This is a genomic window from Streptomyces sp. bgisy027, from assembly GCF_057710365.1.
Map to the genome: position 1 here is coordinate 37,514 of NZ_JBYIVZ010000009.1, position 22,091 is coordinate 59,604.

The window sequence follows — 22,091 nt, forward strand, 5'->3', positions numbered from 1 at the left end:
TGAGGGGCCTGTGCGCCGCTTGCCCGAAAAATCCGCGACATAAGACCCGAATGCCACAGCCAACACCCTTGACAATACTTGGCACTTGGGCCACAACTGATCCTTGCGCAGCGAATTGACAACGTTGTCCCGTGCGCAGGGAGGGTACCGGCTTATGCAGCAGAGAGCTCGGCACAGATGGGGTACGGCGGTCGTGTCGGCGACCGCCTTTTGTTTGGCCGTGGGCTCGCAGGGCGCGGCGGTCGCCCTGCCCCAAGCGCCCGCCGCGGCGGACCGGGAGTTCGCGTCGTCCTTCGAGGCGGACGACCCGGCACCCGACTGGCTCAACACCGTCGACACCACCGCGGACGGCAAGAAGCGCGCCTCCGGCGTGGACGGCGGCTACAGCAGCGGTATCCCGGGCAATGTGACCGACCATGTCACGGACGTACGGGCGAACGGGGAGAACTCCGGCGGCGGTGAGGTGAAGGAGAACCTCGTCGACGGGGAGCCCAGCAGCAAGTGGCTCGTTTTCGAGACCACCGGGTGGGTCGAGTTCGACCTGGACAAGCCGGTGAAGATCGCCAAGTACGCACTCACCTCGGCCAATGACTACGCGGAGCGCGACCCGCGGGACTGGACCCTGAAGGGCTCCTCGGACGGCAAGGACTGGAAGACCGTCGACACCCGCTCGGGTGAGACGTTCTCCGAACGGTTCCAGACCAAGACGTACGATCTCGCGGAATCGGCCGAGTACCAGCACTTCCGGCTGGAGGTCACCAAGAACAACGGCGCCTCCGGCATCCTCCAGCTCGCCGACGTCCAGTTCTCCACGGGCGGCGGCGACACACCGATACCGCAGGACATGCTGTCCCTGGTCGACCGCGGCCCGAGCGGCTCGCCGACCGCGAAGGCCGGCGCCGGCTTCACCGGCAAGCGGGCGCTCAGGTACGCCGGCCGGCACACCGCGGACGGCCGGGCGTACTCGTACAACAAGGTCTACGACGTGAACGTCGCCGTGGGCCGCGACACCCGCCTGTCCTACCGCGTCTTCCCGTCGATGGCGGACGGCGACCTCGACTACGACGCCACGAACGTCTCCGTCGACCTCGCCTTCACCGACGGCACCCATCTGAGCGACCTCGGCGCCGCCGACCAGCACGGCTTCCCGCTGACGCCGCGCGGGCAGGGCGCCGCCAAGGTGCTCTACGTCAACCAGTGGAACAACGTCGTCTCGCGGATCGGGTCGGTCGCGGCGGGCAAGACCGTCGACCGGATACTTGTGGCCTACGACTCCCCCAAGGGCCCGGCGAAGTTCCGGGGCTGGCTGGACGACATCGCGCTGAGGCGGGTGGCGCCCGAGAAGCCCAAGGCGCACCTGTCCGACTACGCGCTCACCACTCGCGGGACCCTCTCCAGCGGCGGTTTCTCGCGCGGCAACAACTTCCCGGCGACGGCCGTGCCGCACGGCTTCAACTTCTGGACGCCGGTGACGAACGCGGGCTCGCTGAGCTGGCTGTACGACTACGCCCGCTCGAACAACGCCGACAACCTGCCGACGATCCAGGCGTTCAGCGCCAGCCATGAGCCCAGCCCCTGGATGGGTGACCGGCAGACCTTCCAGGTGATGCCGTCGGCCGCCCCGGGAACCCCGGACACCGGGCGTGAGGCACGCGAGCTGGCCTTCCGGCACGAGAACGAGACCGCGCGGCCGTACTACTACGGGGTGCGGTTCGAGAACGGGCTGAAGGCCGAGATGGCGCCCACCGACCACGCGGCGGTGCTGCGCTTCACCTACCCGGGTGACGACGCGAGCATCCTCTTCGACAACGTCACGGACCAGGCGGGGCTGACCCTCGACAAGGAGAACGGGGTCGTCACCGGCTACTCGGACGTGAAGTCCGGGCTCTCGACCGGCGCGACCCGGCTCTTCGTGTACGGCACCTTCGACAAGCCGGTGACCGAGGGTTCCTCCAGTGGGGTGAAGGGCCACCTGCGCTTCGACGCCGGGGACGACCGGACCGTCACGCTCCGCCTCGCCACCTCGCTGATCAGCGTCGACCAGGCGAAGGACAACCTGCGCCAGGAGGTCGACGGCGCCTCCTTCGAGACGGTGAAGTCGCGCGCCCAGCGCCAGTGGGACAAGATCCTCGGCAAGGTCGAGGTCGAGGGCGCGACGCAGGACCAGCTGACCACGCTGTACTCCAGCCTGTACCGGCTGTACCTGTACCCCAACTCCGGCTTCGAGAAGGTCGGTTCGAAGTACCAGTACGCCTCGCCGTTCTCGCCGATGCCGAACCCGGACACCCCGACGCACACCGGTGCGAAGATCGTCGACGGCAAGGTGTACGTCAACAACGGCTTCTGGGACACCTACCGGACGACCTGGCCCGCGTACTCGCTGCTCACGCCGAGCCAGGCGGGTGAGATGGTCGACGGCTTCGTGCAGCAGTACAAGGACGGCGGCTGGACCTCCCGCTGGTCCTCCCCCGGCTACGCGGACCTGATGACCGGCACGTCCTCGGACGTCGCCTTCGCTGACGCCTACGTCAAGGGCGTCGACTTCGACGCGAAGTCGGCGTACGACGCGGCGGTGAAGAACGCGACCGTCGTGCCCCCGTCGTCCGGTGTGGGCCGCAAGGGCATGGCGACCTCGCCCTTCCTCGGCTACACGAACACCGAGACGCACGAGGGTCTGTCGTGGGCGCTGGAGGGCTACCTCAACGACTACGGCATCGCGAAGATGGGCCAGGCCCTGTACAAGAAGACGGGCGAGAAGCGGTACAAGGAGGAGTCGGCGTACTTCCTCAACCGCGCGCAGGACTACGTCAACCTCTTCGACTCCAAGGCCGGCTTCTTCCAGGGCCGCGACGCGAAGGGCGACTGGCGCGTCGAGTCCTCGAAGTACGACCCGCGCGTGTGGGGCTACGACTACACCGAGACCAACGGCTGGGGCTACGCCTTCACCGCCCCGCAGGACAGCCGGGGTCTCGCGAACCTCTACGGCGGCCGCAGCTCTCTCGCCGACAAGCTCGACGAGTACTTCGCCACCCCGGAGACGGCCTCGCCCGACTTCGTCGGCTCCTACGGCGGTGTCATCCACGAGATGACGGAGGCGCGGGACGTCCGGATGGGCATGTACGGCCACTCCAACCAGGTCGCCCACCACGCCAACTACATGTACAACGCGGCGGGTCAGCCCTGGAAGACCCAGAAGAACGTCCGTGAGGTGCTCTCACGCCTGTACGTCGGCAGCGAGATCGGGCAGGGCTACCACGGCGACGAGGACAACGGCGAGCAGTCGGCCTGGTACCTGTTCTCCGCGCTGGGCTTCTATCCGCTGGTGATGGGCAGCGGCGAGTACGCCATCGGCTCGCCCCTGTTCACCAAGGCGACGGTCCATCTGGAGAACGGCCGCAAGCTGGTCGTCAAGGCGCCGAAGAACAGCGCCCGCAATGTGTACGTCCAGGGCGTGAAGTTCAACGGCGTGCCGTGGAAGTCGACCGCGCTCCCGCACTCGCTGCTCGCGAAGGGCGGCGTGCTGAAGTTCGACATGGGGTCGCGGCCCTCCACCTGGGGCACCGGCAAGAACGCGGCGCCGGTGTCGATCGCCCAGGACGACAAGGTGCCGACGCCCCGGGCGGACGCGCTGAAGGGCGACGGGGCGCTGTTCGACAACACCTCGGCGACCCAGGCGAGCGTCACCTCGGTGGACCTGCCGGTGTCCGAGGGCACCAAGGCCGTGCAGTACACCCTGACGTCGCCGTCGGACCGGACGAAGGCGCCGACCGGCTGGAAGCTGCAGGCGTCGAAGGACGGCACCACCTGGCGGACGCTCGACGAGCGCTCCGGTCAGTCCTTCGCCTGGGACCGGCAGACACGGGCGTTCTCCGTGGGGTCACCGGGTACGTACGGGAAGTACCGCCTGGTCCTCGACGGTGAGGCGACCCTGGCGGAGGTGGAACTGCTCAGCTGAACCACGAAGCCGGCACTCAGCCGTCGCCCGGTCCGGTGGTCGCGTCGTACGCGTCCCCGGGGCCGGGCGACGGCCTTCGAGATCACCCCCGGCCAGAAGGCGGAGCACTGCGACTGCATCCCGGTAGCGTGAGTCACCGGTACCGCGGAAGGGCGCGTTCCGAGGCGGGCACGAGGGGCCCTCATCCGGATGGGGCAGTGGAACGGCCGGGTCCCGCGGGTTGCCGAGGGTCACATGATGCCCAACTGGCTTGACGTCGTTGTCCGTTGAAGCGGTAGAGTCATTCGGCAGACCACTGGACAACGTTGTCGCACCGCGACCTCGCACAAGCCACTCACCCACCCGGACGGTCCCACTTCCCCCCCCTCGGGCTCGTCCGGCTCGCGGACCCGGTGGACGGCGGCTCACGCCCACCGGGTCCGCCCGGAGCGACGGTTCAGCCCACTCGGCAGGGCAGCGCCGTCGTGGTGTCGCCGCCGGATCCGGTGACGACGTAGCCGAAGGTCGTGCTCTCCCCCGGATCGAGGGAGCCGTTCCAGTCGGCGTTGTGGACCATCACGTCCTGGCCGGTGTAGGTGGCGTTGCCGCTCCAGAGGCTGTCGATCTGCTGGCCGGCCGGGAGCGTCCAGTCGACCATCCAGCCGAGCATCGGGACGTCGCCGGTGTTGGTGACGGTCACCTCGGACTGGTGGCCGCCGGACCAACTGCCCGTCGTTCGGCGGGTCGCGGAGCACTCGCCGGGCACCGGGTCGGTCGGGTTGCCGGGCTCCTTGATGCCGGTGACCTCGCCGTTGCCGCCGTCGAAGACGATGTCGGAGCAGGAGTAGAAGGTCTCGGCACTGTCCGAGCGCTGCCAGACCATGTAGACGATGTGGCGGCCGGACTTGTTCGCGGGCAGCTGTCCGGTCCAGGAGTAGTTGGCCTCGACCGTGCCCGGGGAGCCGTTCAGCGGCGGGTGGTCGACGCTGAGGAAGGGCTGGGACTCCATGTCGTCCCAGGTGAGCGTGCGGGTGGGGTCGAAGCCGTCCTTGGTGAGGTAGACGTGGAACCAACCCGGGTGCGCCGCCCAGGCGTTGTAGGAGAAGTCGACGGTCGCGCCGGAGGTCAGGTGGGTGAGCGGCCAGTCCTTGCTGGGCGTGTCGAAGCCGGTGAAGTTGGTGTTGCCGCCGCTGCACAGCTGCCCGTCGGGCACGAAGCCGCGGGTGCGGCCGGCGCCGTCGGAGCGCAGCACCGAGAACCAGTTGTAGAACGGGGTCGTACCGCTGACCTGCTGGGCCGCCTTGCACGCCGGGTTGACCGGCTTGATCTCACCGGTGTCGGTGAGGCCGTCCTGCCAGCACAGGAAGGTACGGCTGCCGGGCTTCATGGGCGTCCCGTGCGCCTCGGCCCTGCTCCCTGTGGCCATGACGAGGGCGACGGCGGGAAGGGTCGCCAGCAGCGAGATCAGAACGAGGAAGAGGGCTCTGGTGCGGGTGGGGGAGGTTAATCGGCGGGGCGAGGGTGCGTTCTTCGATGGCGTGATTCTTGTCAGGATCATGACAGTACAGTCCGTTCCTTCAGGTGCGGGCCGTGTGCGGATTGCGGACGAGTGCGGGGTGGGAGCGGTTCGGGGCGACGGGTTCCGGTCCACCACCTATGGGAGCGCTCCCACCTCGTCTGTTGCGGAAGGTAGCGCCGTGGGGCGTGGTTGTAAATATCAGGTGCGAGCGACCGGCCACCACCTGCGGCTCACGCCCTGCCCGGCTCCACAGGGATGAGGACCGTCACCTCGTCGTGTGCAGCGTGGCCGTGTCGTCGTCGGCTCGCTGGAGTTCGGTGAGGAGTTGGTTCTGCCCGGCGAGGAGTTCGGTGAGGATGCGGCGGGCGGCGCGCAGGAGTTCGGCGACGTCTCCGCCGGCGAGGGCGTAACGGACGGTGGAGCCCTCCCGCATGGACACGACGATGCCCGAGCGCCGCAGGACGGCCAACTGCTGCGACAGGCTGGACGGTTCGATGTCGATGTCGGCCAGCAGGTCCCGTACGGACACCGGTCCGTGCTGGAGGAGTTCCAGCACCCGGATGCGCACGGGGTGGCCGAGCATGCGGAAGAACTCCGCCTTGACCTGGTAGAGGGGGGCCTGCATGGATGCTCGCTCCTGCTCGGGTGGGTGGGATTGCGGTCGCCGCGACGCGGCGGTGCCGAAGGACACCGCCGCCTCGCGGACCGCTCTCGGATGTCGATCCTTCACGTCTCGGACTGGGCAGGAACGCACATTGGCACCATGCTGATGTGGTGACTTGAAGAAGTCTTCACATCATGGGCAGACGTAACCGCCGGCATCCTCGAGCGCGCTAGATCTCGATCGCCTCCTCCACGCGCTTGAGCTGGTGGCGGGCCATCGCCAGATTCGAGTTGCCCTTGTCCAGGACGAGGTACAGGAACAGTCCGTTGCCCGTACGACCGGTCACCAGGCGGATCACGTGGTACTGCCGGTCCAGCGTGATCAGGATGTCCTCGATCCGGCCCTTGAGTCCCAGCTGCTCCATCGTGCGGACCTTGGCCCGGATGACATCCGTGTTGCCGGCCGCGGCCACGGTCAGGTCCAGGTCCTTGCCCCCACCGAGCGTGCCCAGGGCCATTCCGCTGGTGTAGTCGACGACGGCGGCTCCCAGAGCTCCCTCGACCCCGGCCATCATCTCCTTCAACGACACTTCCACACTCGCCACAGCGCCTCCCATTGCGTGCCTTCGACTGCGGCGGGCCGGCACCGGCCGACTCGCCTCGGTGTCCGGACCGTAGGCATGCCGCGGTCGCGCGAGCGGGAACTCTTTGGGACTGACCTCTGACGACCGAACAACGGCGCGACGCGACCGTTCGATTGACCGCAAGTGCCGTGTCTGGAAGGGAAGTTGACGCCCTAGCCCTCAGGTCCCGGCTTCCAGTCCTGGACGAGGAGCCCGAGCAGTACCTCGTCCAGGAACTCGCCCATCACCCAGGCTGAGGAGCGCAGCACTCCCTCGCGGACGAAGCCGTTGCGCTCGGCGGAGCGGAGCATCGCGGCATTGTCCGACAGCGTCTCGACCTGGAGCCGCCGCAGGCCGCGTACGACGAATCCGTAGTGGCACAGCACCGCGACCACGTCGGTGCCGTAGCCCTTGCCGCGCGAGGACGGCAGCAGGCCCAGCCCGATGTGCGCGGACCGGTTGTGGTTGTCGATGCCCCACAGCGTCGCGGTGCCGATCAGTGTGCCGCCGTCCAGCTCCACCACGGAGAACGGGACGTGTCCCTGCTCCTTGTCGTCCACCACGAGCCGCGGGTCCTTCGAGCCCGGGCTGATCGGCCGCCACGGCCCGCTCTCGGCCCGCGAGGAGTTGACCACGTCGTCGTAGAGCTCGGTCAGCAGAACCGGTATGTCGTCCTGGTGCCGGGCCCTCAGCCCGACCTTGTCGCCCTTCAGCATGCAGGCTTCCTATCCGACCGGATCGGCCCGCCGCAAACGAATAGAAGTCCTGTTCAGCCGACCGCAGTTCAGTGGAGGCAGAGGCAGAACGGGTGGCCGGCCGGGTCCGCGTAGATCCGCCAGTTGGCCTCCGGGCGGAGCTGGTCCGTGCGCTCCAGCACGGTCGCGCCGAGGGCGAGCGCCCGCTTCTCCTCCCCTTCGAGGTCGTCGACGTCGAAGTCCAGGTGGAGCTGCTGCGGGCGGTCCTGGCCGGGCCACTCGGGCGGCCGGTAGCCGTCCACCCGCTGGCAGGCCAGCGGCGTTCCCTCGAACCCGTGCACCTCGACCCAGTCGGCGTCATCGGGGTCCGCGACCACCCGGCCGCCGAGCAGCTCCGCGTAGAACTCGGCCAGCCGTACCGGATCGGCACAGTCCAGCGCGACCGCCTGCAGCTTTCGAATCACTTCCGACGCTCCTCGCTCGTCGATGGTCTTCCACCCCACTCCCCGAACCGGGCTCCCGGAAACTTCCCCCGTCCCGGACGCCGGTCCGCCACCGCCCCGCAAAACCGGTTGGTGACGGGCCCGCACCCCGGCTATAGCACTGTCATGACCCTTACGACCTCCTGGCAGCTGGCTCCCGAACCCTTCGACACGGCGGACGCGACCGCTCTGCGCCGCGACTACTACGACGAGGTCGCCAGCCGTTACTGGAAGCGGCCCGCGACATCCGAGGAGATCGACGAGGGCCTGGCCGGTGACGGCGTGGAACTGCTCGCCCCGCCCACGGGGCAGTTCGTGGTGGGCCGCTGCGACGGCGAGGCCGCCGCCTGTGGTGGGCTGCTGATGCTGGATCCCGGGCTCGCCGAGCTCACGCGCGTGTACCTGCGCCCCGCCTTCCGCGGCAGGAAGGGCGCCGGTCTGCTGCTGGAGCTGCTGGAGGCCGAGGCACGGCGGCTGGGCGCCTCCCGGATGGTCCTCAACACCCGCCTGGACCTCGTCGAGGCCCGCTCGCTGTACCTCCGCCACGGCTATCGCGAGATCCCGGCGTACTGCGCGGGTCCGTACGTGGAGATCTGCTACGGCAAGGACCTCGCCCGGGCCGACTGACCGGCCGCCCGCGGCTCCCGACCGCCTCGCCGCTGTCCCGGCCGGGCGACGGTCGCGGCCGTCGTCGGCCCGCACGGCCGCTCCGGCGCGAGCGGCAGCCGTACGGTGAACTCCGTCCGCCCCGGTTCGCTCTCGACCTCGGTGTGCCCGCCGTGCGCCGTGACGATCGCCGTCACGACGGCGAGGCCCAGCCCGGATCCGCCGTCGTACGGGCCGCTCCGGGCGCGGGAGGTGTCGGCGCGGGTGAAGCGGTCGAAGACCGTCGGGAGCAGGGCGCGCGGGATGCCGGGGCCGTCGTCGCGGACGCGTACGACGCACAAGTCCTCCCCGGTCTCCACGATGGCGACGACCCTCGTGCCCGCGGGTGTGTGCATCCGCGCGTTGGCCAGCAGGCCGGCCACCAGCTGGTGCAGCCGGGCCTCGTCGCCGAGGACCAACGGGGTGTCGTCCGGGCGGAGTTCGAGCCGCCAGTCGTGTCCACTGCCGACGGCCTGCGCGTGCCGGACCGCCTCGGCGACCAGTGCCGCCACGTCCACCTCAGCGCGGTGCAGGGGCCTGCCCTCGTCCAGCCGGGCCAGCAGCAACAGGTCCTCCACCAGGCCGGTCATGCGCGCGGACTCGGCGGAGACGCGGCGCCAGGCCAGCACCGGTTCGACGGGGGCGGTGCCGCGGTTCATGAGTTCGGCGTAGCCCGCGATCGAGGCGAGCGGGGTGCGCAGTTCGTGGCCGGTGTCGGCGAGGAAGCGGCGCATTCTTTCCTCGGTGCGCCGGCGTGCGGTGTCGGAGGACTCGACGTGGTCGATCATGCGGTTGAGGGCGGCGCCGACCCGGCCGGCCTCGCTGGCGGGGTCGGTGTCCCGGGCCGGGACGCGGGCGATGCCGGTGGCCTCGCCCCGGTCGAGCGGCGCGCGGGAGACCTCGGCCGCGGTGGCGGCGATCCGGCCGAGAGGCCGCAGCTGGCGTCGTACGACCACCGCGCACAGGCCGCCCGCGACGGCGAGGCCGGCCACCGCGAGGACCGCCTCGACCACGACCATACCGCTGATCATGTCCTGTACGTCGTCCATCGGGAGGCCCGCCAGGACGCTGATCCCGTCGCTCCGGGCGACGGTGACGCGGTAGGTGCCCAGGTCCGGGACGGTCGTGGTGCGCGTCGAGCCGTCGGTGGCGACGCCCGCGAGGGCCGTGCGCTGGGCGTCGGTGAGGGCGCGCGGCGGGGCGTCCCGGCGTACGACCTCGGCGGCGAGGATGTCGCCGTCGGTGCCGAGCCGGGCGGCGAGCATGCCGGTCGGGTGCCCGCTCGCCAGGAAGCTCAGGTCGTCCGCCGGCTGAAGCCGGGCGCCGCCCAGGCTGTGCTCGGCGGCGTCGTGGACCCGGTCGTCGAGGTCGCCCAGCAGATAGGCGCGTTGGACGAACACGGTGGTCAGGGCCATCGCGGCGCACACGGCTCCGAGAGCCAGGCCGATGATCACGAGCAGGCGCGCGCGCAGGGAGCGCGGGCGCCGCCGGGCGCTCATCTGCCGTCCTCCGGCGGCTTGATGGCGTAGCCGAGTCCGCGCACGGGCTCGTCGTCGACGATGAGCACGCGGACGCCTGCGGTTCGAAGCCCTGCGGTGCCGGTCATGTCCCGATCCTGTCCCCGCGGGCTGGGGGAACCCTGTGTTCCGGCTGAGCCCCGGCGATGTCACGGGACGAGAACGACAAGGGCCGCATCCCCGGCGATCGGGGATGCGGCCCTCAACTGCCGTGCCGTACCGCTTACTTGCGGATCAGGCTGCGCAGCACGTACTGCATGATGCCGCCGTTGCGGTAGTAGTCGGCCTCACCGGGGGTGTCGATGCGGACGACCGCGTCGAACTCGACGCCCGTGTCGGTGGTGACCTTGACCGTGCTCGGGGTGGTGCCCTCGTTCAGCTCGGTCACGCCGGTGATGGAGAAGGTCTCCTCGCCGGTCAGGCCGAGGGAGTCGGCGGACTGGCCGGCCGGGAACTGGAGCGGCAGGACGCCCATGCCGATGAGGTTCGAGCGGTGGATGCGCTCGTACGACTCGGTGATGACGGCCTTGACGCCGAGGAGGGCCGTGCCCTTGGCCGCCCAGTCGCGGGACGAGCCGGAGCCGTACTCCTTGCCGCCCAGGATGACCAGCGGGATGCCGGCGGCCTGGTAGTTCTGCGAGGCGTCGTAGATGAACGACACCGGCGCATCGGCCTGGGTGAAGTCGCGGGTGAAGCCGCCCTCGGTGCCCGGCGCGATCTGGTTGCGCAGGCGGATGTTGGCGAACGTGCCGCGGATCATGACCTCGTGGTTGCCTCGGCGCGAGCCGTAGGAGTTGAAGTCACGACGCTCCACACCGTGCTCGGTGAGGTACTTGCCGGCCGGGGTGTCGGCCTTGATGGCACCGGCCGGGGAGATGTGGTCGGTGGTGACCGAGTCGCCCAGCTTGGCCAGGACTCGGGCGCCGGCGATGTCCGAGACCGGGGTGGTCTCCATCGTCATGCCCTCGAAGTAAGGGGGCTTGCGGACGTACGTCGACTCCGCGTCCCACTCGAAGGTGTTGCCGGTCGGGATCGACAGGGCCTGCCACTGGGCGTCGCCCGCGAAGACGTCGGAGTAGGACTTGGAGAACATGTCCTCGCCGATGGCGTTCGCCACGACGTCGTTGACCTCGGCCTCGGAGGGCCAGATGTCCTTCAGGAAGACCGGGTTGCCGTCCTGGTCGGCGCCCAGGGCCTCACGCGTGATGTCCACCTTCATGGAGCCCGCGAGGGCGTACGCGACGACCAGCGGCGGGGAGGCCAGGTAGTTCATCTTGACGTCGGGGTTGATACGGCCCTCGAAGTTCCGGTTGCCGGAGAGGACCGAGGTGACCGCGAGGTCGTGGTCGTTGACGGCCTTGGAGACCTCCTCCGGCAGCGGGCCGGAGTTGCCGATGCAGGTGGTGCAGCCGTAGCCGACGAGGTTGAAGCCGACCTTGTCGAGGTACGGGGTCAGGCCCGCCTTGTCGAAGTAGTCGGTGACGACCTTGGAGCCCGGGGCGAGGGTGGTCTTGACCCACGGCTTGCGGGTCAGGCCCTTCTCGACCGCCTTCTTGGCCACCAGCGCGGCGGCGACCATGACGTACGGGTTCGAGGTGTTGGTGCAGGAGGTGATGGCCGCGACGGTGACCGCACCGTGGTCGATCTCGTAGGTCGAGCCGTCGGGGGCGGTGACGACGACCGGGTTGCTCGGGACGCCGTTGGTGGCGGCCGGGGCGTCGGAGGCCGGGAAGGACTCCTCGCCCGCCTCATCGGCGGTGGCGACGTAGTTCAGGACGTCCGACTTGAACTGCTCGGCGGCGTTCGCGAGGACGATGCGGTCCTGCGGGCGCTTCGGGCCGGCGATGGAGGGGACGACCGTGGAGAGGTCGAGCTCCAGCTTCTCGGAGAAGTCCGGCTCGGCCTTCGGGTCCAGCCAGAGGCCCTGCTCCTTGGCGTACGCCTCGACGAGCGCGACCTGCTGGGCGTCACGGCCGGTCAGGCGCAGGTAGTTCAGGGTCTCGTCGTCGATCGGGAAGATCGCGGCGGTGGAGCCGAACTCCGGCGACATGTTGCCGATGGTGGCGCGGTTCGCGAGGGAGGTCGCGGCGACGCCCTCGCCGTAGAACTCGACGAACTTACCCACGACGCCGTGCTTGCGGAGCATCTCGGTGATGGTCAGCACGAGGTCGGTGGCGGTGGTGCCGGCCTGGAGCTCACCGGTCAGCTTGAAGCCGACGACGCGCGGGATGAGCATGGAGACCGGCTGGCCGAGCATCGCGGCCTCGGCCTCGATGCCGCCGACGCCCCAGCCGAGGACGCCGAGGCCGTTGACCATGGTGGTGTGCGAGTCGGTGCCGACGAGGGTGTCGGGGTACGCCTGGCCGCCTCGGACCATGACCGTGCGGGCCAGGTGCTCGATGTTCACCTGGTGGACGATGCCGGTGCCCGGCGGGACGACCTTGAAGTCGTCGAACGCGGTCTGGCCCCAGCGCAGGAACTGGTAGCGCTCCTTGTTGCGGCCGTACTCCAGGTCGACGTTCTGCTTGAAGGCGTCGTTCGTGCCGAACTTGTCGGCGATGACGGAGTGGTCGATGACCATCTCGGCCGGGGAGAGCGGGTTGATCTTCGCCGGGTCGCCGCCGAGGGCCGCGACGGCCTCACGCATGGTCGCGAGGTCCACGACACAGGGCACGCCGGTGAAGTCCTGCATGATCACGCGGGCCGGCGTGAACTGGATCTCCTGCGACGGCTGGGCCTGGGAGTCCCAGCTGCCGAGGGCGCGGATGTGGTCGGCGGTGATGTTCGCGCCGTCCTCGGTGCGGAGGAGGTTCTCCAGCAGCACCTTCAGGCTGTAGGGGAGGCGCGCGGAGCCCTCGACCTTGTCCAGCCGGAAGATCTCGTACGACTCGTCGCCCACCTGCAGCGTGCTGCGGGCGTCGAAGCTGTTCGCCGACACGACAGTCTCCTTCATTGATGTGCGCGTACCACCACGATCCTGCCGCCACGGCATCCCGGCCGATCCGCTAAGGTAAGGCTAAGTTAGGTAGCCCTTACCGTTGGATCGGCGACACCGCGCGGCTGCGGTGCACCTCGGCAGATATCTCGATGTCGAGATAACTCTAGTACATGGGGCCGGGATGGTCATGCCCGGGGCTTCGGCATGCCTCTTTTCCTGGATTCCGCATACCCTCTTTGCATGATCATGCATCGTCATGCATACTCTTCCTATGTCCAAGGTCCTCACCTCCCTCCCCTCCGGCGAGCGCGTCGGCATCGCCTTCTCGGGCGGTCTCGACACCTCGGTCGCGGTCGCCTGGATGCGCGACAAGGGCGCCGTCCCGTGCACCTACACCGCTGACATCGGCCAGTACGACGAGCCCGACATCGCCTCGGTGCCCGGCCGCGCCAAGGCCTACGGCGCCGAGGTCGCGCGCCTGGTCGACTGCCGTGCCGCCCTCGTCGAGGAGGGCCTGGCCGCGCTGACGTGCGGCGCGTTCCACATCCGCTCCGGCGGGCGGGCGTACTTCAACACCACGCCGCTGGGCCGTGCCGTCACCGGCACGCTGCTGGTGCGCGCGATGCTCGAGGACAACGTCCAGATCTGGGGCGACGGCTCGACCTTCAAGGGCAACGACATCGAGCGGTTCTACCGCTACGGCCTGCTCGCCAACCCGAACCTGCGGATCTACAAGCCCTGGCTCGACGCGGACTTCGTGACCGAGCTCGGCGGCCGCAAGGAGATGTCGGAGTGGCTGCTCGCCCACGGGCTGCCCTACCGGGACTCCGCGGAGAAGGCGTACTCCACGGACGCCAACATCTGGGGCGCCACCCACGAGGCCAAGACCCTGGAGCACCTGGACACCGGCGTCGAGACCGTCGAGCCGATCATGGGCGTGAAGTTCTGGGACCAGTCCATCGAGATCGCCCCCGAGGACGTCACGATCGGCTTCGAGCAGGGCCGCCCGGTCACCGTCAACGGCAAGGAGTTCCCCTCCCCCGTCGACCTGGTGATGGAGGCCAACGCCATCGGCGGCCGGCACGGCCTCGGCATGTCGGACCAGATCGAGAACCGGATCATCGAGGCCAAGAGCCGCGGCATCTACGAGGCGCCGGGCATGGCCCTGCTGCACGCCGCGTACGAGCGCCTGGTCAACGCGATCCACAACGAGGACACCCTCGCCCAGTACCACAACGAGGGCCGGCGCCTCGGCCGTCTGATGTACGAGGGCCGCTGGCTGGACCCGCAGGCGCTGATGATCCGTGAGTCGCTCCAGCGGTGGGTCGGCGCGGCCGTCACCGGTGAGGTGACGCTGCGGCTGCGGCGCGGCGAGGACTACTCGGTCCTCGACACGACCGGCCCGGCGTTCAGCTACCACCCGGACAAGCTCTCCATGGAGCGCACCGAGGACTCGGCGTTCGGCCCGGTGGACCGGATCGGCCAGCTCACCATGCGCAACCTCGACATCGCGGACTCCCGCGCCAAGCTGGAGCAGTACGTCGGCCTCGGCCTGATCGGCACCGGCAGCCCCACCGTCGGCGCCTCCCAGGCGGCCGCGACCGGTCTGATCGGCACCATGCCGGAGCTGCCCGAGGGCGGCGCCGAGGCCATCGCCTCCCGCGGCGAGGTCTCCGAGGAGGACGCGCTGCTGGACCGGGCCGCGATGGAGTCCGGCACGGACTGACACACCGGACAGGGGACGGACCACCGGAAGGGCCGGTACGACGCGGTGCGCGTCGTACCGGCCCTTCCGGCATTCCGACGTGTCATCAGTTCGCCGAGTCGGGGTAACCGAGGAAGAGCGCACTCGACTCCGGACTCCGGAAGGAACATCCGTGTCTCTGACATTTCGTAAGAGTTTTCGCATTCTGCCCGGTGTGCGGTTGAACATCAACCGCCGCTCCTGGTCCATCACCACGGGCGGCAGGAACGGTCCGCGACACACCCGCAGCAGCACCGGACGTCGTACGACATCGATGGATTTGCCCGGACCTTTCGGATGGCGTCGCACCCGTACCGCCAAGAGGCGTTGACGGGGCGTCACCCGAATGGCCCCCCTGAGAATGTGCCATCTCATATCTGAGATAGCCTCAACCTCATGGCAGACGACTACCTCGTACGCATCGGCAAGCTCATCCGTGACGCGCGGCAACACCGTGGCTGGACACAGGCGCAGCTGGCCGAGGCGCTCGGCACCTCCCAGAGCGCCGTCAATCGCATCGAGCGCGGCAACCAGAACATCAGCCTTGAGATGATCGCCCGAATCGGCGAGGCCCTCGACAGCGAGATCGTGTCACTGGGTTACGCCGGTCCGATGCATCTGAGGGTCGTCGGGGGACGTCGGCTGTCCGGTTCGATCGACGTCAAGACCAGCAAGAACGCCTGCGTGGCACTGCTGTGCGCCGCACTGCTCAACAAGGGGCGCACAGTGCTGCGCCGGGTCGCCCGCATCGAGGAGGTGTACCGCCTGCTGGAGGTGCTCAACTCCATCGGTGTGCGCACCCGTTGGATCAACGACGGCGTCGACCTGGAGATCGTGCCGCCGGCCGAGCTGGACATGGCGGCGATCGACGCGGAGGCCGCCGTGCGCACCCGCTCGATCATCATGTTCCTCGGCCCGCTGCTGCACCGCATGGACCGCTTCATGCTGCCGTACGCCGGCGGCTGCGACCTCGGTACGCGGACCATCGAGCCGCACATGATCGCGCTGCGCCGCTTCGGCCTGGACGTGGCGGCGACCGAGGGGCAGTACCACGCCGTGGTGGACCGCGGCGTACGTCCCGACCGGCCGATCGTACTGACCGAGCGCGGCGACACCGTGACCGAGAACGCGCTGCTGGCCGCCGCGCGGCACGACGGCGTCACGGTCATCCGCAACGCCTCCTCCAACTACATGGTCCAGGACCTCTGCTTCTTCCTGGAGGCGCTCGGTGTCCGGGTCGAGGGCATCGGCACGACGACGCTCACTGTCCACGGCGTACCGAACATCGACGCGGACGTCGACTACTCCCCCTCCGAGGACCCGGTCGAGGCGATGAGTCTGCTGGCCGCCGCCGTGGTGACGGAGTCGGAGCTGACGGTGCGTCGCGTGCCGATCGAGTTCCTGGAGATCGAGCTGGCGGTCCTGGAGGAGATGGGCCTCGACCACGACCGCACGCCGGAGTACTTCGCCGACAACGGCCGTACGCGCCTGGTCGACCTCACGGTCCGTCCCTCCAAGCTGGAGGCGCCCATCGACAAGATCCACCCCATGCCCTTCCCGGGCCTGAACATCGACAACGTCCCGTTCTTCGCGGCGATCGCCGCCGTCGCGTCGGGCAAGACCCTCATCCACGACTGGGTCTACGACAACCGGGCGATCTACCTCACCGACCTCAACCGCCTCGGCGGCCGCCTGCAGTTGCTGGACCCCCACCGCGTCCTGGTCGAGGGTCCCACCCGCTGGCGAGCCGCCGAAATGATGTGCCCGCCGGCCCTGCGCCCCGCCGTGGTCGTCCTGCTGGCGATGATGGCGGCGGAGGGCACGTCCGTGCTGCGCAACGTGTATGTCATCAACCGGGGTTACGAGGACCTCGCCGACCGCCTGAACTCGATCGGGGCGCAGATCGAGATCTTCCGGGACATCTGAACCGGCCCGGCCCCAGCCCGAGTCGGCCGCGCGGTCCCGGTGTGCGAACACCGGTGCCGCGTGGGATAGACTCGCTTCAACAGCTGGTCGCCGGAACTTCGGTCGGCTGGTGTTGCGTTGGTGGTCCAAGGAAAGACGCCCCACTTCCTGTGGGGAGATGCAGGTGCAAGGCCTGCCCGGCGCTCGGATTCGGGCCCGTCCACGGTTTGCGTGGGCGGGCCCGATTTTTTTTGTCCGCTCGCCGTCGAGGGGTCAGGTATCGCGAGCGCGATGTGGGGGAGAGTTCGGCGTGGGTCAGTCGTCGGGGATGCCCCTGCCGCTGAGGGCCGGGACCGTCCGCTCGGGGCGGGCCAGGGAGCGGGCGGCGCGGCGGAACTGGTCGAGCTTGTCGACGATGGTCCGGCCGACGGGGGTGTGGCCCCAGATGCTGATGCCCTGGTGGGTGCCGGGTTCCCAGGTGGACTCGTCGATGACGACCGGGTTCCAGCCGACCTCCCACTCGAAGCCCGAGGGCGTGCGGGCGTAGTAGGAGAGCTCCTTGTCGTTGGTGTGCTGTCCTACGGACAGGGCCATGTCGAAGCCGAGCTCGTGGACGCGCTGGTAGCTGCGGGCGACGTCGTCGAGGGTGGCGGCCTGGATGTTGAGGTGCTGGACGCGGGTGCGGATCGGGTCCACGGGCAGGCCGCGGACGGCGGCGACGGCGATGGTGTGGTGGCGTTCGTCGACGCGCAGGAAGCGGATCTTGAGCTTGACGCCGCTGATCGTCTCGTCGATGTAGTCGGTGAGACGGGCGTCGAAGACGGTGTCGAAGTAGCCGCGCATCAGGGCCGGTCTGGTGGAGGTGATGGCGACATGGCCCATGCCCGAGTCACCCGTGACCCAGCCGGACGCGAGCATGTCGAGGGGCTGCGGCGAGAGGACGGGGCTCGTGCAGATCTCCTGGGTGATGCCCTTGGGGCCGGGAAAGCGCAGCAGGCGTTCGACGCCGCGCATCCTCGCCTCCTCGGCGGATCCCCGCACCACGGGGACGCCGTGGGCGCGGACGCGGGCCTCGATCTGTTCGAAGGAGGCGTGGTCGTCGATGTGCCAACCGGTCGTCACGACGTCCTCCGCGGGCCCCCTCCGCAGCAGGAAGCGGCACTCCTGGCCGTCGAGACGGAACCGCATCAGGCCGGTGTCGAGGTCGTCGTGGTGCATGCCGATGGCGTCGGTGCCGAAGCGGCGCCAGTCGGCGAAGCGGTTGGTCTCGATGACGATGTAGCCCAGGTGGACCGCGCCGAAGACGGACGGTGCGACAGAGGGCCCGTCCTGGGTGTCGTGGTAGGTGTTCATCGGCGGCCCGCCAGGAAGCCGGCGCAGAGCCGGTTGAACAGCTCGGCGCGTTCGAACTGCACCCAGTGCCCGGTGTTGGCGACCTCGTACAGGTCGCAGTCGGGCATCCGGTCGGTCAGCATCCGGCCGCCGGAGGGGCGGTTGACCCTGTCGGCCGCGCCCCACAGCACCAGGGTCGGCACGGGCAGGCGGGCGAGGCGGTCGTCGCGGGTGAAGTCCATCCGCCACAGTGTGCGCAGCGCGTTCGGGCCGGAGGGGCGGCGCAGCGGTGGGGCCGCGATCACCTCCGGGTCGATGCTGGCGCGGTAGCGCGCGTCGATGACGCCGTCGGGGACGTCGGCGGCGTTGAAGACGAGGTAGGTGCGGATGAACTTCTCCAGCTTCAGCCGCGAAGGGCCGTCGCCGGAGTAGTAGTCGAGCAGGCTGTTCAGGCCCGGCGTCGGCAGCGCGCGGGTGGTGCCGACGCCGCCTGGGCCCATCAGGACCATACGGTCGACCCGGTCCGGGGTGTCCAGGGCGAGGCGCAGGGCGCAGGCGCCGCCGTAGGAGTTGCCGACCAGGTGGGCCTTGTCCAGGCCGAGTTCGTCGAGCAGGCCGCGGATGCCGGAGGCGAGGTGACCGAAGGGGTCGGTGCCGTCCACGCCCTTGGTGCTGCGGCCGTAGCCGGGCAGGTCGGGGACTATGACCCGGTACTCCTTGGCCAGGGCGGCGATGTTGCGGGCGTAGTTGGAGACGCCCGAGGCGCCGGGGCCGCCGCCGTGCAGCAGCAGGACGGGCGGGCCGTCGCCGGTCTCCGCGACGAAGATCTTCCTGCCGAGGACCCCGACCAGTGACTCGTGCATCGGGGGCGGTGGTGGAGTGTGAGTGTGGGTGCTCATGGCGTTCCTTGGGCTGCGGGCGAGGAGGACGAGTCCGGCGATGTGGGCAAGGCGGACGAGGCCGGCGAGGCGGGCGTGGGTGTCGTTACGGGCGGAGTGCTCGCTGTGTTCGTGCGAGGGGTCAGGGTCAGTCCCTCCGGGGGCGGCGGGAGCGTGGTGCCGGCGGGGGCGGCCGCGTAGACGTAGGCGTCGGGGCGCAGCGCGAGGGTCGTGGCGCGGTGCCGGGTCAGCCAGGTCCGCAGTACGCCGTCGCTGTCGACGACCGCGCCCTCGGCGGGACTTGAGCCGGCCGGCAGCACGGTCAGGGAAGGGACGCCGGCCCGCTCCCACTCGGGCTGCGGGGTCGGCAGGGCGCCGTGCAGGAGCAGCCAGCGGCCGCCGAGCACGTCGTCCAGGCGGACCCGGGAGCCGTCGGGGGCGGTGACCCAGGGCTGGGGGATCTGGTGGCCGGGGGCGGTGGTGCGGGAGGCGCGGGTACGGGAGGCGCCGGTGTGGGCCGCACCCGTGTGGGCCGCACCCGTGTGGGCCGCACCCGTGTGGGCCGCACCCGTGTGGGCCGCACCGGTGCCGGCCGGCCCGGTGCGGGAAGTGCCGGCGCCGGAGGCACGCCTGCCGAACGTGATGCCGGAGGACTTGGTGCGGGGCCGGGCCAGGAAGCCGTCGGCATAGTGGGCGACGGGGATCCAGTGGGAGTCCTGGAGCCGGCCGGCGACGCCCGGTACCCGGTTCAGCAGCGGCAGCACCGCGTCCCGGACCCGGGTGACCGCCGGGCGCCGGTCGGTGATGATCCGGCCGACGAACACCGCGCGCCGGGTGACTTCCTTGACGTGCGGCTTGCGTTCGGCCTCGTAGCTGTCGAGCACCGACTCGGGCAGTTCCCCGCGCAGCACGGCGTCGAGCTTCCAGCTCAGGTTCGCCACGTCGCGCACGCCGGCGGCCATGCCCTGCCCGATCCACGGCGGCATCGCATGCGCGGCGTCACCGGCGAGGAAGACCCGGCCCACCCGGAAACGGGCCGCGAAACGTACATGGTGGCTGTACACGGTCGCGCGCAGGATCTCGATCTGGTCGGGGTCGATCCCGTACCGGGACACCATCGCGTGGATCGCCCCGTCGGTCGTCAGATGCCGCTCGTCGTCGCCCGGCAGGATCGGGAACTCCCAGCGGTGGTGGCCGAGCGGGGTCGGGCAGTCGACCGCCGGGCGGGCCGGGTCGCAGCGGAAGCGCAGCCGGTCGTGGTCGGGCCACGGCTTGAGCATTCTGGTGTCGATGACGACCCAGCGGTCCTCGTACGTCCGTCCCTCGTAGCCCACGTTGAGCTGTGCTCGGGTGAGGCTGGAGCCGCCGTCGGCCGCGATGACGTACCGGGCGCGCACCCGTCGTACGGAGTCGTCGGCGGTGCCCACCACCGTCAGTTCCACCCCGTCGGCGTCCTGGCGCAGCCGCAGGCACTCGTGGCGCAGCCACACCTCGACATTGGGGTGGCGGTCGACTCCGTCGCGCAGGACCTGCTCCAGCGCGGGCTGGTAGAGGAACATCTGCGGCGGATGGCCGTGGCCGCGGGGCGTGGGGTGGGCGCTGAGGAAGGCGCGGCCGCGCGCGTCGACGAAGTCGAGGGGCCGGTCGGCGAGCATGTCCTGCTTCAGCCGGTCGGCCAGGCCGATGCGCTGCCAGATCCGCATGACCTCCTCGTCGGTGGAGATGGCCCGGGCCCGGGAGTAGATCTCGGCGTCGCGCTCCAGCACGACGACCCGCAGGCCCGTCGCGCCCAGCAGATTCGCGGCGGTCACGCCCGTGGGGCCGTACCCGATCACCGCCACGTCGTACCCGGCGTCGCCGCCCCCGTCGTCGGCCCCGGCTCCGGTCCTGTTCCCGGCGCTGATCTCACTCATCGGGCCACCTCACTGTCGTCCCTGTCCCGGGTTGTCGCTGCTTCTCGTGGCTCCGCGTGGCTCCGCGTGGCTCCGCGTGGCTCTTCGCGGCTCGTCACGGCTCATGCGCGGCTCATTCTTGTAGCGTTTACTCCAATTGGAACGGACGCTACGGTAAGCTCGGCGTCGGGGCCGGTCAAGTGCCAGCCGGTACGACGCGGGCCAGGCAGGGCTGATGCAGCCGTACTTCCACTCCCCCGAGAACGCCGAGAGGCCGCCCATGACCACCGCCATGACCACCGCACCCCGCCGGATCGACGTCCACCAGCACCTCGTCCCGTCCCTCTACCGCGAGGCCCTCGCCAAGTCCGGCATCGTGGAGGCGGGCGGTCGCGCCCTGCCGGACTGGAGTGCCGGGGCGGCGCTGGAGCAGATGGACCTGCTGGGCACCGGGACGGCGATCCTGTCCGTGTCCACTCCCGGCACCGGCTTCCTCGGCGACCCGGGCGAGGCCGCCGGACTGGCCCGGCGGCTCAACGACTTCTCCGCCGACCTCACCGCCGAACACCCCTCCCGCTTCGGCTGGTTCGCCACGCTGCCGATGCCCGACGTGACCGCGTCGGCGCGGGAGGCCGAGCGGGCGCTGACCGAACTGGGCGCCGACGGCGTCACCCTGCTCGCCAACAACCGGGGCACCTATCCGGGCGCCGAGGGACAGGACGCCCTGTGGCGGGTCCTCGACGAGCACGGCGCCGTCGTCTTCGTCCACCCGGCCGACCTTCCCGCGCCCGCCGTCGAGGGCATCCCGCCGTTCGCCGCGGACTTCCTCCTCGACACCACCCGCGCCGCGTACCTCCTGGTCCGCAACGGCGTCCCGCGCCGCCACCCGAACATCCGGTTCGTCCTCAGCCACGGCGGCGGTTTCCTGCCGTACGCCTCTCACCGCATGGCCGTCGCGATCGCCGCCGACATCGGACGCGGCCCGCGCGACGTCCTGGAGGACTTCCGGGGCTTCTACTTCGACACCGCGCTGTCCTCCAGCCCGGCCGCGCTGCCCACGCTGCTGGCCTTCGCCCGGCCCGGCCACGTCCTGTTCGGCAGCGACTGGCCGTTCGCGCCGGCCGCGGCGGGCCAGTACTTCGCCAACGGGCTGGACGACGGTGTCGAGGCCGGCACCCTCGGAGCCGTCAACCGGACCAACGCCGAGGCGCTCTTTCCCCGCCTGGCGCAGGGCGCCCCGGCGCCGGTCCCGTCCCGGCCGCTGCCCGTGCGGCTGCGTCAGTCCGCGCGGCGGGCGGGTGCCCGGTTGGTCTTCAAGCTCGTCCAGCCCGGCGCCGAGTGACACCGCGGCGCCGGGGCTGCTCCCCGAGCTCGTCCCACCGGG

At 70.0% G+C, this 22,091-nt stretch carries 16 protein-coding genes; 6 read left to right on the top strand and 10 right to left on the bottom strand.

The features are described from left to right. The first annotated feature begins 154 nt into the window (after positions 1 to 154). A complete protein-coding gene (locus AC3ETA_RS11690; protein WP_432192772.1) occupies positions 155 to 3,955 on the top strand; it encodes a GH92 family glycosyl hydrolase in 3,801 nt (1,266 codons plus the stop codon). A 436-nt stretch (positions 3,956 to 4,391) separates the two neighbouring features. Here AC3ETA_RS11690 and AC3ETA_RS11695 read toward each other — a convergent pair whose 3' ends face one another. The 5 genes from AC3ETA_RS11695 to AC3ETA_RS11715 form a co-directional block, all read right to left on the bottom strand. Continuing rightward, positions 4,392 to 5,492 carry a lytic polysaccharide monooxygenase auxiliary activity family 9 protein gene (locus tag AC3ETA_RS11695; protein WP_432192773.1) on the bottom strand — a complete coding sequence of 367 codons (1,101 nt, stop codon included), beginning with the start codon at positions 5,490 to 5,492 and terminating at the stop codon, positions 4,392 to 4,394. Between the two features lie 226 nt (positions 5,493 to 5,718). Continuing rightward, a complete protein-coding gene (locus AC3ETA_RS11700; RefSeq protein WP_030954230.1) occupies positions 5,719 to 6,078 on the bottom strand; it encodes an ArsR/SmtB family transcription factor in 360 nt (119 codons plus the stop codon). A 208-nt stretch (positions 6,079 to 6,286) separates the two neighbouring features. Next, the gene (locus tag AC3ETA_RS11705) at positions 6,287 to 6,661 is read right to left on the bottom strand and encodes a roadblock/LC7 domain-containing protein (protein WP_030954228.1); all 375 of its coding nucleotides are present in this window, start codon (positions 6,659 to 6,661) and stop codon (positions 6,287 to 6,289) included. A gap of 191 nt (positions 6,662 to 6,852) precedes the next feature. Continuing rightward, complete coding sequence (locus tag AC3ETA_RS11710; RefSeq protein WP_432192774.1) at positions 6,853 to 7,395, bottom strand: GNAT family N-acetyltransferase; 543 nt, start codon at positions 7,393 to 7,395, stop codon at positions 6,853 to 6,855. Positions 7,396 to 7,463: 68 nt separating this feature from the next. Next, positions 7,464 to 7,838, bottom strand: coding sequence for a VOC family protein (locus tag AC3ETA_RS11715; protein WP_432192775.1), 375 nt, complete (start codon positions 7,836 to 7,838; stop codon positions 7,464 to 7,466). Positions 7,839 to 7,982: 144 nt separating this feature from the next. Here AC3ETA_RS11715 and AC3ETA_RS11720 point away from each other — a divergent pair, with 144 nt between their 5' ends. Continuing rightward, positions 7,983 to 8,483, top strand: a complete 501-nt coding sequence (locus AC3ETA_RS11720) for a GNAT family N-acetyltransferase (RefSeq protein ID WP_432192776.1) — start codon at positions 7,983 to 7,985, stop codon at positions 8,481 to 8,483. On the opposite strand, the gene AC3ETA_RS11725 is transcribed toward AC3ETA_RS11720, so the two are convergent. Further along, positions 8,453 to 10,000 (bottom strand): HAMP domain-containing sensor histidine kinase, encoded by a 1,548-nt coding sequence (locus tag AC3ETA_RS11725; RefSeq protein WP_432192777.1) that lies wholly within the window; start codon positions 9,998 to 10,000, stop codon positions 8,453 to 8,455. The two genes, AC3ETA_RS11720 and AC3ETA_RS11725, sit on opposite strands and share 31 nt — an antisense overlap. A 241-nt stretch (positions 10,001 to 10,241) precedes the next feature. Further along, a complete protein-coding gene (acnA, locus tag AC3ETA_RS11730) occupies positions 10,242 to 12,956 on the bottom strand; it encodes an aconitate hydratase AcnA (RefSeq protein WP_432192778.1) in 2,715 nt (904 codons plus the stop codon). Between the two features lie 271 nt (positions 12,957 to 13,227). Here acnA and argG point away from each other — a divergent pair, with 271 nt between their 5' ends. The 3 genes from argG to AC3ETA_RS11745 all read left to right on the top strand — a co-directional run bounded on the left by argG (position 13,228) and on the right by AC3ETA_RS11745 (position 16,626). Next, on the top strand, positions 13,228 to 14,682 hold the full coding sequence (argG, locus tag AC3ETA_RS11735; protein ID WP_432192779.1) for an argininosuccinate synthase: 1,455 nt from the start codon (positions 13,228 to 13,230) through the stop codon (positions 14,680 to 14,682). Between the two features lie 151 nt (positions 14,683 to 14,833). Continuing rightward, complete coding sequence (locus tag AC3ETA_RS11740; RefSeq protein ID WP_432192780.1) at positions 14,834 to 15,031, top strand: DUF4236 domain-containing protein; 198 nt, start codon at positions 14,834 to 14,836, stop codon at positions 15,029 to 15,031. Positions 15,032 to 15,096: 65 nt separating this feature from the next. After that, complete coding sequence (locus AC3ETA_RS11745; RefSeq protein ID WP_432192781.1) at positions 15,097 to 16,626, top strand: helix-turn-helix domain-containing protein; 1,530 nt, start codon at positions 15,097 to 15,099, stop codon at positions 16,624 to 16,626. Between the two features lie 294 nt (positions 16,627 to 16,920). Here the strand turns inward: AC3ETA_RS11745 and AC3ETA_RS11750 are convergent, their stop codons facing one another. From AC3ETA_RS11750 to AC3ETA_RS11760, 3 genes are read right to left on the bottom strand one after another with little or no spacing between them, the layout of a single operon-like run. Further along, positions 16,921 to 17,958 (bottom strand): VOC family protein, encoded by a 1,038-nt coding sequence (locus tag AC3ETA_RS11750; protein ID WP_432192782.1) that lies wholly within the window; start codon positions 17,956 to 17,958, stop codon positions 16,921 to 16,923. Then, entirely contained in the window at positions 17,955 to 18,836 is an 882-nt protein-coding gene (locus AC3ETA_RS11755) for an alpha/beta fold hydrolase (protein WP_432192783.1), read from the bottom strand. The genes AC3ETA_RS11750 and AC3ETA_RS11755 overlap by 4 nt, the downstream gene beginning before the upstream one ends. After that, positions 18,833 to 20,728 carry a bifunctional 3-(3-hydroxy-phenyl)propionate/3-hydroxycinnamic acid hydroxylase gene (locus AC3ETA_RS11760; protein ID WP_432192784.1) on the bottom strand — a complete coding sequence of 632 codons (1,896 nt, stop codon included), beginning with the start codon at positions 20,726 to 20,728 and terminating at the stop codon, positions 18,833 to 18,835. Before AC3ETA_RS11760 ends, AC3ETA_RS11755 begins: the two co-directional genes overlap by 4 nt. A gap of 259 nt (positions 20,729 to 20,987) precedes the next feature. On the opposite strand from AC3ETA_RS11760, the gene AC3ETA_RS11765 reads away from it, so the two are divergent. Continuing rightward, positions 20,988 to 22,049 (top strand): amidohydrolase family protein, encoded by a 1,062-nt coding sequence (locus AC3ETA_RS11765; protein ID WP_432192785.1) that lies wholly within the window; start codon positions 20,988 to 20,990, stop codon positions 22,047 to 22,049. The last annotated feature ends 42 nt before the right edge of the window (positions 22,050 to 22,091 follow it).

Excerpts from the sequence above, each read along its gene's own strand:
- AC3ETA_RS11760 (WP_432192784.1), bottom strand. The coding sequence starts at position 20,728 with ATGAGTGAGATCAGCGCCGGGAACAGGACCGGAGCCGGGGCCGACGAC.
- AC3ETA_RS11695 (WP_432192773.1), bottom strand. The coding sequence starts at position 5,492 with ATGATCCTGACAAGAATCACGCCATCGAAGAACGCACCCTCGCCCCGC.
- AC3ETA_RS11720 (WP_432192776.1), top strand. The coding sequence starts at position 7,983 with ATGACCCTTACGACCTCCTGGCAGCTGGCTCCCGAACCCTTCGACACG.
- AC3ETA_RS11690 (WP_432192772.1), top strand. The coding sequence starts at position 155 with ATGCAGCAGAGAGCTCGGCACAGATGGGGTACGGCGGTCGTGTCGGCG.
- AC3ETA_RS11710 (WP_432192774.1), bottom strand. The coding sequence starts at position 7,395 with ATGCTGAAGGGCGACAAGGTCGGGCTGAGGGCCCGGCACCAGGACGAC.
- AC3ETA_RS11700 (WP_030954230.1), bottom strand. The coding sequence starts at position 6,078 with ATGCAGGCCCCCCTCTACCAGGTCAAGGCGGAGTTCTTCCGCATGCTC.
- AC3ETA_RS11755 (WP_432192783.1), bottom strand. The coding sequence starts at position 18,836 with ATGAGCACCCACACTCACACTCCACCACCGCCCCCGATGCACGAGTCA.
- AC3ETA_RS11765 (WP_432192785.1), top strand. The coding sequence starts at position 20,988 with ATGACCACCGCCATGACCACCGCACCCCGCCGGATCGACGTCCACCAG.
- AC3ETA_RS11725 (WP_432192777.1), bottom strand. The coding sequence starts at position 10,000 with ATGAGCGCCCGGCGGCGCCCGCGCTCCCTGCGCGCGCGCCTGCTCGTG.
- AC3ETA_RS11745 (WP_432192781.1), top strand. The coding sequence starts at position 15,097 with ATGGCAGACGACTACCTCGTACGCATCGGCAAGCTCATCCGTGACGCG.
- AC3ETA_RS11750 (WP_432192782.1), bottom strand. The coding sequence starts at position 17,958 with ATGAACACCTACCACGACACCCAGGACGGGCCCTCTGTCGCACCGTCC.
- argG (WP_432192779.1), top strand. The coding sequence starts at position 13,228 with ATGTCCAAGGTCCTCACCTCCCTCCCCTCCGGCGAGCGCGTCGGCATC.